The sequence below is a fragment of the Bifidobacterium sp. M3-N-101 genome, from assembly GCF_023656805.1.
Lineage (GTDB): Bacteria > Actinomycetota > Actinomycetes > Actinomycetales > Bifidobacteriaceae > Bifidobacterium > Bifidobacterium breve.
On record NZ_JAMOKQ010000009.1, the window covers coordinates 56,057 to 71,528 of the forward strand.

General features: G+C 59.7%; 10 protein-coding genes and 1 pseudogene. 5 read left to right on the forward strand and 6 right to left on the reverse strand.

Annotated elements, in window-relative coordinates; genetic code table 11:
- Position 1 precedes the first annotated feature (1 nt).
- From NBH12_RS08430 to NBH12_RS08440, 3 genes and pseudogenes are all read right to left on the reverse strand, one after another.
- Positions 2 to 418 carry a YraN family protein gene (locus tag NBH12_RS08430; protein WP_003833404.1) on the reverse strand — a complete coding sequence of 139 codons (417 nt, stop codon included), beginning with the start codon at positions 416 to 418 and terminating at the stop codon, positions 2 to 4.
- 174 nt (positions 419 to 592) lie between these two features.
- Positions 593 to 799: pseudogene (locus tag NBH12_RS08435) on the reverse strand (IS30 family transposase); the annotation flags it as partial.
- 572 nt (positions 800 to 1,371) lie between these two features.
- Positions 1,372 to 2,244 carry a pyridoxamine kinase gene (locus tag NBH12_RS08440; RefSeq protein ID WP_003829051.1) on the reverse strand — a complete coding sequence of 291 codons (873 nt, stop codon included), beginning with the start codon at positions 2,242 to 2,244 and terminating at the stop codon, positions 1,372 to 1,374.
- A 612-nt stretch (positions 2,245 to 2,856) separates the two neighbouring features.
- On the opposite strand from NBH12_RS08440, the gene NBH12_RS08445 reads away from it, so the two are divergent.
- The 3 genes from NBH12_RS08445 (at position 2,857) to NBH12_RS08455 (ending at position 8,325) form a co-directional block, all read left to right on the forward strand.
- Positions 2,857 to 4,173 carry an O-acetylhomoserine aminocarboxypropyltransferase/cysteine synthase family protein gene (locus NBH12_RS08445; RefSeq protein WP_065470880.1) on the forward strand — a complete coding sequence of 439 codons (1,317 nt, stop codon included), beginning with the start codon at positions 2,857 to 2,859 and terminating at the stop codon, positions 4,171 to 4,173.
- Between the two features lie 455 nt (positions 4,174 to 4,628).
- The gene (locus NBH12_RS08450) at positions 4,629 to 5,555 is read left to right on the forward strand and encodes an ABC transporter ATP-binding protein (protein ID WP_080988903.1); all 927 of its coding nucleotides are present in this window, start codon (positions 4,629 to 4,631) and stop codon (positions 5,553 to 5,555) included.
- 31 nt (positions 5,556 to 5,586) lie between these two features.
- On the forward strand, positions 5,587 to 8,325 hold the full coding sequence (locus NBH12_RS08455; protein ID WP_065453815.1) for an ABC transporter permease: 2,739 nt from the start codon (positions 5,587 to 5,589) through the stop codon (positions 8,323 to 8,325).
- 289 nt (positions 8,326 to 8,614) lie between these two features.
- On the opposite strand, the gene NBH12_RS08460 is transcribed toward NBH12_RS08455, so the two are convergent.
- Positions 8,615 to 9,421, reverse strand: coding sequence for a response regulator (locus tag NBH12_RS08460; RefSeq protein ID WP_032740240.1), 807 nt, complete (start codon positions 9,419 to 9,421; stop codon positions 8,615 to 8,617).
- Positions 9,422 to 9,442: 21 nt separating this feature from the next.
- Positions 9,443 to 11,911 carry a sensor histidine kinase gene (locus NBH12_RS08465; protein ID WP_143246435.1) on the reverse strand — a complete coding sequence of 823 codons (2,469 nt, stop codon included), beginning with the start codon at positions 11,909 to 11,911 and terminating at the stop codon, positions 9,443 to 9,445.
- 81 nt (positions 11,912 to 11,992) lie between these two features.
- Here NBH12_RS08465 and NBH12_RS08470 point away from each other — a divergent pair, with 81 nt between their 5' ends.
- Together NBH12_RS08470 and proC are read left to right on the forward strand one after the other, a co-directional pair.
- Positions 11,993 to 13,471: an alpha/beta fold hydrolase gene (locus tag NBH12_RS08470; RefSeq protein ID WP_014483852.1), complete on the forward strand. Its 1,479-nt coding sequence runs from the start codon at positions 11,993 to 11,995 to the stop codon at positions 13,469 to 13,471.
- Between the two features lie 146 nt (positions 13,472 to 13,617).
- Complete coding sequence (proC, locus tag NBH12_RS08475) at positions 13,618 to 14,439, forward strand: pyrroline-5-carboxylate reductase (protein ID WP_065457850.1); 822 nt, start codon at positions 13,618 to 13,620, stop codon at positions 14,437 to 14,439.
- A 141-nt stretch (positions 14,440 to 14,580) separates the two neighbouring features.
- On the opposite strand, the gene NBH12_RS08480 is transcribed toward proC, so the two are convergent.
- A complete protein-coding gene (locus NBH12_RS08480; protein ID WP_003833469.1) occupies positions 14,581 to 15,429 on the reverse strand; it encodes a transporter substrate-binding domain-containing protein in 849 nt (282 codons plus the stop codon).
- Positions 15,430 to 15,472 lie beyond the last annotated feature (43 nt).

The window sequence follows — 15,472 nt, forward strand, 5'->3', positions numbered from 1 at the left end:
GCTAAAACGCGTTTTCAATGTGATGCACCAGCGGTCTACCCACGCGCAACACGATGGTGATGACATCGAATCTGACGGCTTTGTGCGAGATACGGTTGCGGCAATCAAGCAGCCAATCGCAAGCAGCTTTCCTGAGATTCTGTTGCTTGGCCGGCGTCACGGCCTCCTGCGGGCAGCCGTACTGGATGGTGCGGCGCGATTTCACCTCGACGAACACCACAGTGTGCTCGTCGTTGAGCATCACAAGATCCAGTTCGCCGTATCGAGTACGCCAGTTATGGCTCAGTGTGGTCCATCCTTTCTTCTCCAACCAAACAGCCGCATATCGTTCGCCAAGAGCGCCGAACTGCTTGGGTGACAAATTGCGGTCGCCCATTGCGGCTGCGATGTGTTCCGTGGAAGTTGCTGCATCATTCATGATTCCACTGTGCGGGTTGGGATATCGGGACGCAAGGGCGACCGGCAAATGTGGATACCATGACGCGGCTTGGCGTGTTGTGGACAGCGTGTGGATGAAAGTGCGGTTATCCACCATTAGTTCAGAAAGTATGTGCTTCGCTATGTCATCCAGCGGATGACATTCGCGATCCCGTTACCTATTTGTAAGTGCAACGTTTGTCTGTGGGTGGCTTGTCTTCGACATTAGCTTGCCGAGTTTGCGGTACCAAGCCTCGTTGGGTGTTTCCCAGTCCGGGACCTTCATGGGGGTGTCGTTGATCTCCTGGACGATGGCCTGCAGGTCCTCGTCCGTCAGGTCGTCGAGACTGGTCCTCTTGGGCAGGTAGCGGCGGATGCGTCCTTCTTCAGCCGTTTCGGCCGGTAGAGGCGGTAGGACTCGTTCTCGTTGGACGCGAGCCACGGGCCGCGCCTCGGTTCGCGGCTGATCCTCAGGGCGATCTGGCGGACCCCGAGCCCCTCGCGGTTCCTCAACTCGTCGACCCGGATGCGTTCCTCTGCCGACAGGTGGGAATAAGCTTTCATATCGAGCGCGACACTTTCTCTCTGGTTATGAACTTGAACACTTCCAACCATAGAGCGGGTGTTGCGCTTCTATTTAGAACTCAGGGTGTGGGCACTTGCCGGCATACTGATATATCAAGCCTGTTACTGGCATGGGTATGGCTGGAGAACGGGAATGCAGAGGCAATGGCGCTTACCGACACGCTGCTTCGGGTGCCGATAAGCGCAGTGGTTGGTGTGCTGGTTGGGGCGTTAGTTGCCGTACTTAGCACGCGGGAAAGCCACCTGCTCAAGTACTTCAAGAATCGGTAGATTGGGATGCTCCCGCTAGACTGAGGGTGGTGCGTGCAGATAGTAGACCACCCTCAGTCAACTTCGTTGACAGCTCCCGCCAGCGGGAGCCAAAGTGGGTCACTTCACCAAATTGGTGAGTTCTCCGAGATTGAGCTCGAAGCTGACGCCGCGATCCTCGAAGTGAGGTTGGTTGCGCGTGCTTTCCATTGCATGACGCACGAACTCGCCGGCAATCTCAGCAGACTCAGCCAGTCCGCGACCGGCCATCACCGCGCCGCACAGGGCGGAAGCGAATGCATCGCCCGTGCCGTGAATCATGTACGGCAGCTTGTCATGTGCCAGTTCGATCTTGCCGGTAACACCAGTGGAGGCGCTGGCCACATAGTTGATGATCTTGCCGTCGCCATGGTCGATGCCCTTCAACACCACGTTCTTCGCGCCAAGCTCCAGCAGCGCGCCCAACAGCTCGTCAACCGTGGCTTCATCGATATCCTGACCGGGGTAGTCGCGCTTGGTCAGAATGCTCGCTTCAGTCAGGTTTGGCATCAGCACATCGGCGCCGTCGGCCAGCGCACCCATCGCCTCGCACAGTTCCGGCGTATACGTGGGATACATTTCACCGGCGTCGCCCATCACCGGGTCGACCAAACGTAGCGCATTCGGATATTCGCGGTAGAGACGCTGAATAATCGCCACCTGATCGGGGGAGCCCAGGAATCCCGAGTACACGCCGTCAAGCTCAACGTCTTCCTTCTGCCAGGCATCCAGATAGCCGGAGAGGATATCCGTGGTGTCATGGAAGGTGAACACCGCGTACTTCGTGTGTGCGGAGAACAGGGCGGTCGGCACCGGGCAGACATCGCAGCCGGCTGCCGAAAGAATCGGAATCGCGGCGGTCAGCGAGCACTTGCCATAGCCACACATGTCATGCACGGCGGCCACGCGCGGGATGTACTTCGGATCGCGGTCGTACAACGTAACGTCGGACACTAGAAAACTCCAATCAATCAGACGGATGTCACATAATCACAGTTGACACTAGTCTGTAGGGATACGGACACGCTAACCGGTATTCATCTGGTGAGGTTCCGTCGCCGAATTCAACAGATCGCTCAAACTCCTAGCGACAGAAATCTTGGAAATAAAACCATCCACCCCAAAATTCCGTTGCTGGGTCCATCTGAGCGACAGAAATTTCGGAAATCATCCCTGATCCCCTGAATTGCTGTCGTTGAATCCGTCTCAGTGACAGAAATTTCGGAAATAAACCCATTCGTCCTGAAATTCTGTCGCTGACGTCACCTCAGTGACAGGATTTCAGGAAATTGAGGATGATTTCCTAGATTTCTGTCGCGAAGAGACGTGGAAGTGTCTCGGCGTGTCGTGAGATTTTTGATGACTATTTTGCCCGACGTAACCGCCTCATATCCCAATGATTCCAAGGGTTTATAAGGGTCTATAGGCAACCCCGATAACGCTCGGCTTGCGACATGCACCTTGAGCGTCGTAACTTCATAACTAACACCTCGCCAACCGCCCGAACACGGCAGGCGGGTGGCAAGGAAAATATCCTCGCGACCTAGCGCAACCAAGGAGAATACCATGGCCGAGAACAACAAGAAGTACCGTTTTGAAACCCTGCAGCTGCATGTGGGTCAGGATCAGGCCGACCCGGCCACCGACTCCCGCGCGGTCCCGATCTACGCCACCACCAGCTACGTCTTCCACAACTTCGACCACGCCGAGGCCCGCTTCGGCCTCGCTGACCCGGGCAACATCTACGGCCGTCTGACCAACACCACCCAGGGCGTCTTCGAGGACCGCATCGCCGCCCTTGAAGGTGGCACCGCCGGTCTGGCCGTCGCTTCCGGCGCCGCCGCCGTCGAATACGCCGTGCGCAACATCACCCAGTCCGGCGATCATATCGTCGCCGCCAAGAACATCTACGGCGGCACCTTCAACCTGCTGCGCCACACCCTGCCGCGCGACGGCATCACCACCACCTTCGTCTCCGCCGAGAACCCGCAGGAGTTCGAGGACGCCATCCAGGAGAACACCAAGCTCGTCTACTTCGAGACCTTCGGCAACCCGAACGCCGACCTGCCGGACTTCGAAGCCATCTCCGAAATCGCCCACAAGCACAACCTGCCGGTGATTGTGGACAACACCTTCGCCACCCCGTACCTGTTCCGCCCGCTGGAGCACGGCGCTGACGTCGTGGTCGAGTCCGCCACCAAGTTCATCGGCGGCCACGGCACCACCCTCGGCGGTGTGATCGTCGAAGGCGGCAAGTTCGACTGGAACGCCGTTCCGGGCAAGTTCCCGACTCTGACCGAGCCGGATCCCTCCTACCACGGCCTGAACTTCTACGAGGCTCTCGGCGGAGCCGCCTTTGTGACCCGCGTCCGCGCCATTCTGCTGCGCGACACCGGCGCCACCCTGTCTCCGTTCGCTGCTTTCCTGCTGCTGCAGGGCACCGAGACCCTGTCCCTGCGCGTCGAGCGCCACGTTCAGAACGCACTGAAGGTCGTCGAGTACCTGCAGACCGTGCCGGAAGTCGAGTCCGTCTCCCACCCGTCCATCGAGGGCCGTCCGGACCACGCCCTGTACGAGAAGTACTTCCCGAACGGAGCCGGCTCCATCTTCACCTTCGACATCAAGGGTGGCAAGGACGCGGCTCGCGTGTTCATCGACAACCTGCACCTGTTCTCCCTGCTGGCCAACGTGGCCGACGCCAAGTCGCTGGTCATCCACCCGGCTTCCACCACCCACTCCCAGGAAACCCTGGAAGAGCTGGAGGACCAGGGCATCCACCAGGGCACCATCCGCCTGTCCATCGGCACCGAGAACATCGAGGACATCCTCGACGATCTGAAGGGCGGCTTCGAAGCCCTTCGCGCTTCCGGCCTGGCCAAGTGAGATGACGGAAAGGTGCTGAGGTAGGAAGGGGAGCGACACTTATGGAGTGTGCCGCACAATACCGAAGCACATGGGGTCTTTCCGCCAAATAACTTGACCCAAGGAGTGGAAAGCTCGCACTGACGTCATGCAGTGCGAGCTTTCTTGTGTTTGACTGCACAGCGAATGATCCTCAATAGGAAAAGTGTGAGTCAAACGCACATTATCAATCAATCGCACATATCGTCGAACCGCAACATAAGGCCGATTCCGGAAAACCCGTGTTCGTTTCTTTGCTAATAGGCTTCACAGTTTTTCTTATTGAGAACCATTCGCTGCGCATATAATCCCGTAATCCTCGAGGATGAGGATGAACCGATAATTCAGCCTGGCGCACGATGGGGAGCGCCGCCGTTTCTTCATAAGTTGGAATCATCATCCGGGCAATGGGCCCGGTCAAATTATGGAGAGACGTCATGAACGCACAAAACCCCGCCGCATCACACGGCATCGCCATTCAGGCCGTTGACCTCGTCAAGGACTACGGCACCGGAGACAACACGGTTCATGCTTTACGCAACGTGAACGTCAGCTTCGAACGCGGCAAATTCACCGCCATCATGGGCCCGTCCGGTTCCGGCAAATCCACGCTGATGCACACGCTCGCCGGCCTCGACTCCGCCACTTCCGGCCATATCCTGTTCGGCGGGGCAGACCTGACCCGTATGAACGACAAGCAGCTCACCCTGCTACGCCGCCACAAGATCGGCTTCATCTTCCAAAGCTTCAACCTGTTGCCCATGTTCACCGCCGAACAGAACATCCTCATGCCACTGACTCTCGCCGGAGACAAGCCCGACCGCGCCTGGTTCGACCTGCTCGTCGAAACCTTGGGACTCAAGCAGCGCCTGAACCACCGACCGAATGAACTGTCCGGCGGCCAGCAGCAGCGCGTGGCCATCGCCCGCGCGCTGATTACCAAGCCGAAGCTGGTGTTCGCCGACGAGCCGACCGGCAACCTCGACTCCGTTTCCAGCGCCGAAGTGCTCGGCTTCCTGAAGCGTTCGGTCAACGAACTCGGACAGACCATCGTCATGGTCACGCATGATGCGGTGGCAGCCTCCTACGCGGACCGTGCCATCGTGTTCTCCGACGGACGGATCGTGGCCGACGAACAGCATCCCAACGCCGAAGTCATGAATGAACTGCTTATGGCCGAGCGAGAGCGCACCACCCGCACCACTCTTACCGATACTCCTGCTGACCAGATGGCACAGATGGCAGGCGTGCGCAACGTGCCGGATCTGCCCATCACCGATGCGCCGCTGCCGCCGGCCGTTCCCACCTCTGGGCGTGAGGGAACGCTGCGCTACGCCCGTGCCGCCGCACGCCACGCCCGCTGACCCACGGGAAGCAAGAGAGTAGGACGAACCCATGTTTTCCATCACAGTGAAACTCATGAAGAAAAGCGCCAGAATGCTGATTCCGGCCGGCATCGCCATCCTGATCGGCACCGCGTTCATTGCGGCCACATTCCTGTTCGGCAACGCCATGAACGATTCCCTGGCCCGTCAGACCACCGCGCAGCTTGGCGGCGCGAACTATGTGATCAGCGTGGACTCCAGCGAGGGCCTGAACGAGCAGGAGCGGAATGACATCTACACTCGCACGGTGAACGACTTCCAACTCGACCGTATCCGCGCCACAGAAGGTGTCAAGGATGTGCGCGTCGAATCCTCGAGTTCCGTAACCGTGGCCAATGGCGATAAGCACGCCAGCAGCTATGCCATCACCACCGCCGCACAGCGTGATCTGCTGCCGGTCAGCATCATTCAAGGCGACCAGCCGGTCGATGGCAACGAAATAGCATTGACTAAGTCCGTGGCCGATCAGCTTGGTGTCAAGGTGGGGGATAGCGTGACCGTGAACTCCCGTACCGCGCAGGCCGTAGCTTCGACGGGCTACGGTTCCGCCGGCAACGACACTGCCGCTGATTCCGGTATGACCGTTCGCGTAGTGGGTATCACTGAAGATCCGAACGGCGCCTATGCGTACTACGGCGGAGCCTCAGTGCTTTCCGATAACGTGATCACCGCGATGAACGGTATCGACGATTTCGGCAAACTCAATGTCTATCTTGTCTACCTCGATATCGACGATGCCGATCAGCCGTCCGCCGACGCCACCGTGAAACAAATCGACAAGCTGCTGCCAAAACATTTCACCGTGCAATCCCGCGCAGCGATGGAAGAGGAATCCATCAAATCCGTGAGCAAGGGCGATACGAGTATCACCACCATCTTCCTGCTGAGCTTCGGCATCCTCGCCATGCTGGTCGCGGCGCTCGTCATCGCCAACACCTTCCAAGTGCTCGTCGCCCAACGCCGTCGCACGCTTGCCTTGCTGCGCACCATCGGCGCGAACAAAGGCCAGCTGTATGTCTCCGTACTGTTCGAGGCCGGTCTGCTGGGACTCATCGCCTCCATGCTGGGCGTGGGCCTCGGCATCGGACTGATGGCGGCGCTGTGCCAATCCGGCCTGATGAAAGCCACCGGCATGACCATGCGATTGGTGTTGTCCTGGCCGGCGTTCGTGGTGCCGATCGCTTTCGGCGTTGTTATGACCGTGATCGCCTCGCTCGGCTCCGCGCGCTCCGCCACCGCTGTGACCCCACTGGAGGCATTGCGGCCCATCGAACTGACCGATACCCGTCGGGCCGGTAAGATCCGTGCCATACTTGCGGGTCTGTTGGTGCTCGTCGGCATCGGGCTGGCCGCATTCTCCGCCTGGCAGATGAACGAAAAGATCGCCGGACATGATTCGCTGGCCGACAAGCAGTATCCGATGGTACTGCTCGCCGCCATCGCCGGCTGCGCGCTGATCTTCCTCGGACTGGTGCTGTCCGCCGCATTCTGGCTGCCGGTATTGATGCGCGGTGTGGGCGCGCTGGTTGCGTTTGCTGGGCCGTCCGCCAAGGTGGCGCATGCGAACATCCAGAAGAATCCGCGCCGCGTGGCCGCCACCGGTGCCGCACTGCTTATCGGCGTGACGCTGGTCTCCACCATTGCCACCGGTGCCGCCAGCGCCAAGCAAACCATGAACGAGGCGCTGACCACCCGCTACAGCGTCGACATGATCGCGGCCGGTGCTGATATGACCAGCAAACAGGCCGATGAGGTCGCCAAGATTAAGGGCATTAAGGATAGTATCTACGCGCCGACTCGCATGATGAGCATGAAGGATGCCAATGGCAAGGATCTGAACGTACTCATCGTTGGCGTGGATGGTGTTGACGCGCTGCGCAAAGTGGTGCGTGCCGACCTGTCCGGCGTGACCATCAGCGGTGACTCCGTACTTATGCCCAAGTATTCCGCTGCCACGGGCGAGGACATTCCGCTAGGTAAGAGCGTCACCTTCACCAGTGATGTATCCGGCTCGCAGACTGGTACAGCTGATGCTGCCGCGAGTGATACTGAGAACGATGGCGGACAATCCGATGGCGTGCAGACACTGACCCTCGCGCCGCAGAAGGTGGATTATCGTCGCATCTCAGCCAACTATGCCGCAGTCGCCTTCGTGGATGCCGGTCACTTCACCAACGGTGATGTAAAAGCGAACGGACATATCATGCTTATGCGTATCGACGCCGAAAGCGCGGACACCACGCTGAACGACGTATTCACCAACGTGCAGAATGCATTCTCCGCCAGTGCAGACATTGACGTGTCTGGTCCGGTGGCCGCACGCACGCAGTGGGAGACCATGATCAACGGCATGATGGCGTTGCTTGTCGGCTTGATTGCGGTGGCTGTGCTTATCGCACTGGTCGGTGTGGCGAACACGCTGAGTCTATCGGTGATCGAACGCACCCGCGAATCCGCCACCCTGCGTGCCATCGGTATGACGCGCGGCCAGCTGCGGCGTTCGCTGGCAGTGGAGGCTTTACTGCTGTCGCTCGTCTCCGGCGTGGTGGGTGTGGCGCTGGGCACCCTGTTCGGCTGGCTTGGGTCCTATATGGTGTTCAGCCTGTATGGTGACACTGTGTTCCCGTTCGAGTGGACCACCAATGGTGCAGTGCTTGGCGTGGCGGCGCTTGCCGCGCTGCTCGCCAGTGTTGCCCCCGCCCGCAGAGCCGTCAAGACGCCGCCCGTCGAGGCTTTGGCTGAGGCCTAGTGGCCCGGTCATAGTCTAAGAGCGAAGAGATAGGTCTATTCGTGTGCTGCGAATAGACCTATCTGCCTTGAAAGAGGTACATTCGTTCCTTTGCGGAAAGCTATCTGCTTTCAAAGGGGTACCGGATATACGAAAACGCGAGTACAACCGTTGGAATTGCAATGATCGTACTCGTGTTATCAGGTCTCGGATATCTCTGCTGAAAGCAGATAGCTTTCTGCAGAAAGGCGAATGTACCTCTTTCGAGGCGGATACCACTTGTTCTGCCGTATCGTGTGTATTGGGGAGGTCACACCAACCCGTTGTCGTACGCAAAGACCACAGCCTGGACGCGGTCTCGGGCATTGATTTTGGCCAGAATATGCGCTACATGGGTTTTGACCGTGGGCAAGGAGATGAAGAGCTTGTCCGCGATCTCCTGATTGCTCAGGCCATGGGCGATTTCCACCAGCACCTCACGTTCGCGATCTGTGAGCAGTTTCAGCTCGGGATCGGTATATGTGGGGCGTGCGGTGCCAATGCCGTTCGTCGAATCGGCACCCGTAGCTCCGACCGTTCCAGTAGTGTCGGCGACGCCGCCAGCATTGCCATTGAAACTTGCGTTCGAAACGCCGCCACTCAACGACCCATGCTGCGCATAGCCGTCCTGCATCATTTTCTCGATGAGACGCTTGGTGGCCGAAGGCGCGATGATCGCATTGCCCTGGAACACGGTGCGAATCGAATTGAGCAGCGTCTCCGGTTCGGTGTCTTTGAGCAGAAAACCCGAAGCGCCGGCATTGATGGCGGCCATCACATATTCATCCAAATCGAATGTGGTCAGGATGATCACACGGGTCGGCTGCGTGCCATCCGTGCCGGCGGTCAGCGAAGTAATACGGCGGGTGGCTTCGATGCCATCCATGCCCGGCATGCGCACGTCCATCAACACCACATCGGGGTGCAGGGTCTCCGCCATCGTCACGGCCTCGGCGCCATCGGACGCCTGAGCGACCACTTCCATATCTTGCTGCGAGCCGATTACCATGGCGAAGCCGGCCCTCACCAGCTCCTGGTCGTCCGCAATGATCACGCGAATGCTTCTGCTCTCGTTCATGCTCTCCACTGTATCCGATTCCTATTCGAGTGCCGCTCCATGGACACCCTGATTGTTCCCTGAGTTCATGTTCGTGGACGAATCCGTCTGAGATGTGGATTCCACCTGCCTCATCTGGCTGGACAGAGGAGCAGCCGGTCGCAGTTGCATGTCGGGTTGTGCGCCTTCATGCATCTCGTCGCTGAATCCGGTTTCGCGCAGCACCGTCAGCAATTGCCGCATGTGCGCCAGAGCCGCACGCCCGCGTTCCCCGATGACCGTGAACGCGGCGATGATCTGCTCGCTATCGGGAGCCGGTTCGGAGTTCAGCATGGCCAGCCCATCATCGGCTTGCGTGATCACCGATTCCAACGTATTCAATACCTCGGCCTGCATGGCCGTGCCGATGCGATTGCGCTCCAGATTGGCGGCCAGCACCTTCTGCCGCTCCTGCTCGGCCTTGAGCGCCTCCTCGCGTTGCATGAGCACCAGCGCGTTCGAGCCGCGTGAACGGCTCCACCGGGCCATCGCAATGCACGCAAAGCCAAACAGCATCACCACGCCACCCGGTATCAGGCCGGAAAGCACCAGTAGCCAGCGGGACATCGCCGATTCGCCGTTGAGGGGCAGCAGCATCTGAATCAGCATGTCATATCCGTTCCAGCCGGACATTACCTTGATGCCGGCCAGCCACGAATCCGCGACCAGCGCCACACTGACCCATTTCCATGCCTGTTCCCGTCCATACAGTGCGGCGGCGTGTACGGACACCAATGCAAACATGTTGACGGTCAGGATGGATGGCAGAAACAGCAGCTGCACGGTGGACAGAATCGCCATGACCAGTGCGCTGCCCTCCGGGAACCGACGTCGGAAAGCCAGAGGGGCAAGCATGATGATGGTCAGTGTCATGTTCAGCACAGTGTTGGGCTGAACTGGGTCATTGCTGACCGTCATCATCTGCAGCTCGCTGCGCGTCGCGGAACTGAACATCGCGATCAGCGCCACGGTGATGAGAATATCCACCAGCAGATAATGCCGTTCGGTCCATTGTGCGAAGCGGGCCACCCAATTCGACTCACCGGTATCTCCCTGATCGAGCGGCTTGGGGCGTATCGAATCCAGGAGTTTCCGTAGTCGTGTGATGGTGGAGGACAAAGCGTCAGACGGTTCGGCGTCGGTTTGCGCGATTTCGGGGGAGAGGGGAATCGTGGCCGCCACGATGAACCCGCCGTTCGGGCCAGGGCCGGCATAGACGCTGCCGCCCAACGATTCGATGCGCTCGTGCATGCCCATCAGCCCATAGCCGGGTGCGTGCCCGTCGGCGGCGGATGCCGCTCCCTGGCCGTTGTCGGACACGGTAATCGCAAGCCCGTCATCCGACCACACCTCATCGATGGAGGCCTTCGCGCCCTCGCCCGCATGCTTGCGCGTATTGGTCAGCGCCTCCTGTACCAAGCGGAACACGGCGGCATCCGCATCGGAGGTCAAACGATCCGGCCGTGACTTGCCGGTCACACGCCGGGATACGACCAGATGACCGTCGAACAGAGAATCGATGTCCGCATACCCGGCATCATCATCCGTGCCGAACACGCCGAACAGTCGCTGCATATCACGCTGCGCGCGTTCCGCTTCATGGCGAATCGTGCTCATCGTATGCTTGGCGACGGCCAGATCATGCGCGCCCGCATATCGGCCGCCATCCGACTGCACGATAATCGTCGACAGCGTATGGGCCACCACATCATGCATATCACGGGCAATGCGCGCGCGTTCGGCCAGCGCCGCGATATGTGTCTCCTCCGCTTCGCGGGCCACTATGGAAGCATTGCGTTCGCGCATGGCCGTGAGCGTGGCCTTGCGCGCACGCTGCCATAACGCCATGATGATAATGCTCAGCACGCTGATTTCCATGCACAGCGCCAGCACGCCCGTATCCCGCAGCATTTTGATTCCGCAGTTGGATACGCTCGGCTCGCTGATGAGACCGGGAGAGGCCGGGCATATGGGCATGGTCGCAGCGGTGGGCAGCCAGCTGATCCAGGCGGTCCAAGCATTGGAGGAACCGCTTTTGAACAGCGGGCCGACGTTCATTGACACCGCCCAGACCGCAGCCGCGGCCAATCCCATGGCAAAGGCGGTGATAATGAATCGCAAGGAATGCTTGGGATTGCCGTACACGAGCACCGAATACAGGATGATAAGCGTGTAGAAGTCGCCGTAGGTCATCGACGGGCCGAAGACGAGATGGGCGGCGGTCAGAGCCACGAACAACCAAGCGGCGATCTCCGGCTGGTATCGTCGCAGCATCAGCGGAACAAACGTCGGTAGCGACCAGAACAACAATGAATAATTGTTCGATACGAATAATAGTCCAGGAGTCGAAGAGGAACTGGTGGAACTGATGAGCGGGATGAGTCCGAATGTCAGTACTGCGGCGAGCAGGGTGTCCCATAGCAGGGTGTGACTCGGCTTCCGAGCGAACCATGCCCTCACGTGCGCGACCATTTCCATACGTCCCAAGGCTAGCGTGTCCGTTAACAAGCCGACATCACCCTTCAGACGGATTTGTGGGCTAGAGTTTGAGCCATGACATTGCTGAGCAAATACTATGTACCGGGCCTCGCCATCGAGGACCATTCCATTGACGTTCCTCTCGCTTGGTCCGGCCATGAGCCAGGCCAAGCATTCGACGGCGAAACCATCAAACTGTTCTACCGTGTGGTCACCACGCCCGAACACGTGCACGATGACCTGCCGCTGCTGATCTTCCTGCAGGGAGGTCCCGGCGGTGAGGGCCCGCGTCTGAACAGTCCCACCTCCGATGGCTGGATTGAAGAGGCCACCAAGCATTTTCGTGTGATTCTGCCCGACCAGCGTGGTGCTGGTCGTTCTTCGCGCGTGGACACGCACACCATGGCCCGTATTGCCGCCGCCCATGAAGGTGATGTCGCAGCCGGCGCTCGCGCCCAGGCCGATTACCTGAAGAAGTTCCTCGCCGATTCCATCGTGCGTGACTTCGAGCATCTGCGTTTGACCGAGTTCGGCGGGCGCAAGTGGGTGACAATGGGCCAAAGCTATGGCGGCTTCCTGACCCTGACCACGCTGTCCCTGTTCCCGGCCGGTGTGATCGCCAGCTTCACCACCGGCGGCATTCCGCACGTGCCCGCCTGCGCCACCGAGGTCTATGAGCACACCTTCCCGCGTGTGATTCGCAAGACCGCCCAGTTCTACGAGCGTTATCCGCAGGACAAGGAGCGTGTGGCGGCCATTGTGGAGAAGCTGCCGACCGCCGCGGAAGTCTCCGAGTTCGTGGGCAAGCTGACCGATTCCGTACTGAACCCGATGGCGGGAACCGAAGTCGAACATCGTCTCGGCGTGATCGCCGGCATGGCGGCCCACGGTTTCCCGATCATGCCCAACGGCGACCCGCTCACCGTGGAACGTCTGCAGTGCCTTGGCTCCGACTTCGGTAAGAAGCCGAGTTTCGAGCGAGTGCATTGGATCCTCGACAGCGCCTTCCTCGATGGCGACGGCTCCGTTTCCGCCGCATCGCCGTTGTCCGACGAATTCCTGACCAAGGTGATGAACGCCACCTCATCGCGTCCGCTGTACTGGCCGTTGCAGGAATTCATCTACGCCAACGGCGAGATGGACCAGCCGATTCGCTGGGCCGCCCAGCGTGTGCGCGACGGCAAGTCCGAGTTCGGTGCCGATGTGCGCCCGCTCAATTTCACCGGTGAGGCCATGTTCCCGTGGATGTTCGAGCAGGAGGCCGCGCTGCGCCCGTTCAAGCCCGCCATGGACCTGCTGATGGAAGACACGAGCTTCGGCGTGATCTATGACGAGGACCAGCTGGCACGCAACGAAGTGCCGCTGCAGGCCGGTGTCTACTTCGACGACATGTACGTCGACTCAGGCATGCAACTCGACACATTGAGCCGCGTGGGCAACAGCCATTATTGGACCACCAACGAGTTCGAGCACGACGGACTGCACGGTTCGGTGGTGTTCAAGCACCTCTACGACGAAGCCCTCAACCGAGGCGACCTCGAAGAACTGTTCTAACCTCTTTGGCTCCCCTCTTGGAGGGGAGCTGGCTCGCGGAGCGAGACTGAGGGGAGTATGTCAAGTGCGGAAAACTTCCCTCAGTCAGCTCCGCTGACAGCCCCCTTAGAGAGAGGGGAGCCCAAGTACGGACGAAAGGAAATCTTATGACCCGGAATCTCACCATTGGATTCATCGGATACGGCAACATGGCTCAGGCCATCGCCCGAGGCCTTGTCGACGCGGGCGTGGTCACCGGCGGCCAGATGGTCGCTTGCGCCGCCCGCTATGACAAACTCGAGAAGACCACTGCCGAGCTCGGCGTGCGCCCGTTGCACAATCCGCTGGAAGTGGTGGTGGCCGCCGACGTGGTCATCATCGCCATCAAGCCTTATCAGATTGACGCCGTCGTTAAGCCGCTCGCCAGCGAACTCGCCAAGCCTGGCAAAATCGTCGTCTCCATTGCGGCCGGCTGGAATCTCAAGAAATATCAGGATCTGTTCACCACCGAAGACGGCGAATCCGTCGACTCTCCGGACATCCACATTCAATGCACGATTCCGAATACGCCGATGGCTGTGGGCGAGGGCGTGCTCGTCACCGAATCCGTCAACACCCTGACCGATGAGGAGACCGAGACCTTCGAACAGGTGTTCGCGCCCATCAGCCTCATTGAGCGCGTGGATACCGCACACATGAACATCGCCATGGTGGTGGCCGGCTGCGCGCCCGCATTCACCGACATGTACATGGAGGCACTGGGCGATGCCGGTGTGCAGTACGGTCTGCAACGCGCCACCGCCTACCGCTTGGCGGCCAAGATGGTCGAGGGCGTCGGAGCGCTGTACATGGCCACCGAAACCCACCCTGGTGCCATGAAGGATGCTGTCTGCTCGCCTGGCGGCACCACTATCAAGGGCGTTGCCCAGCTCGAAAAAGACGGCTTCCGTGGCGCGGTCATTGACGCCGTCGACGCCATCGTCGGCTGACTGCACTCGGCAAAAAAATTGCCCCCGCCGGCGGGGGCTGTCGGCGGAAGCCGACTGGGGGTCTCCCGAATCACAGGACCACCCCCAGTCATGCTTCGCATGATAGCCCCCGCCAGCGGGAGCAGTATGAAGCAGACGAAACTACTCGATGATCACGTCTTCCGGCTTGATGTCGGAGGTGAAGCTCGGGGCGAGCTCGCTCTGGTAGGCGTCCTTGAAGAAGCCGTTGGAGGTCAGGGTCTTGATCTCCTTGTTGGTCCATTCGAGCAGGCTCTTGTTGCCCTTCTTCACGGCCGGGGCGATGGTGGACTCGTCACCGATGGTCTTGATACCCACGGTGTAGCCCGGGTTGTCCTTGGCCCACGCGTACAGGTAGGTGTTGTCGTCGGCGAGGGCGGCCACACGGCCATCCTTGAAGGCCTGGAACTGCTGGGTCTTGGAATCGAACTTCTGCAGCTGAACATCCGGGTACTTCTCAGTGAAGAAGGCCTCGGCGGTCGTGCCCTTGGTCACGGCCAGCTGCTTGCCCTTGAGCTGATCGGCGCTGGTGATCTTGGCGCTGTCGGGGGAGACCACGCCGATGGACACCTTCATGTACGGATCGGCGAAGTCGACCACCTGCTTGCGCTCGTCGGTCACGGTGAAGTTGGCCAGCACCAGGTCGACCTTGTCGGACTTCAGCGAGTCCACACGGCCATCGGCGTTCACCTGCACCCAGTCGACTTTGACGCCAAGGTCCTTACCGATCTGGTTGCCGAGCGCCACGTCATAGCCGGCGCGGGTGCCGTCGTTCTTCACATAGCCGTAGGGCGGCAGGTCGCCGAAGGTGGCGATACGAATCTTGCCGGTCTTCTTGATCTGCTCGACGGTCTGGCCCTGCTGAGAGGAGGAGCCGCCGGCAGCCGGATCCGGGCCATTGCCGCAAGCCGCGACGGAAATTAGCGTGACGCCGGCGAGCACACCGGCCAAAGCTTTCTTGACATTGAACATAATTCTTTCCCCTTTATCCTTTTCTTGTTGGTTATTGCAAATC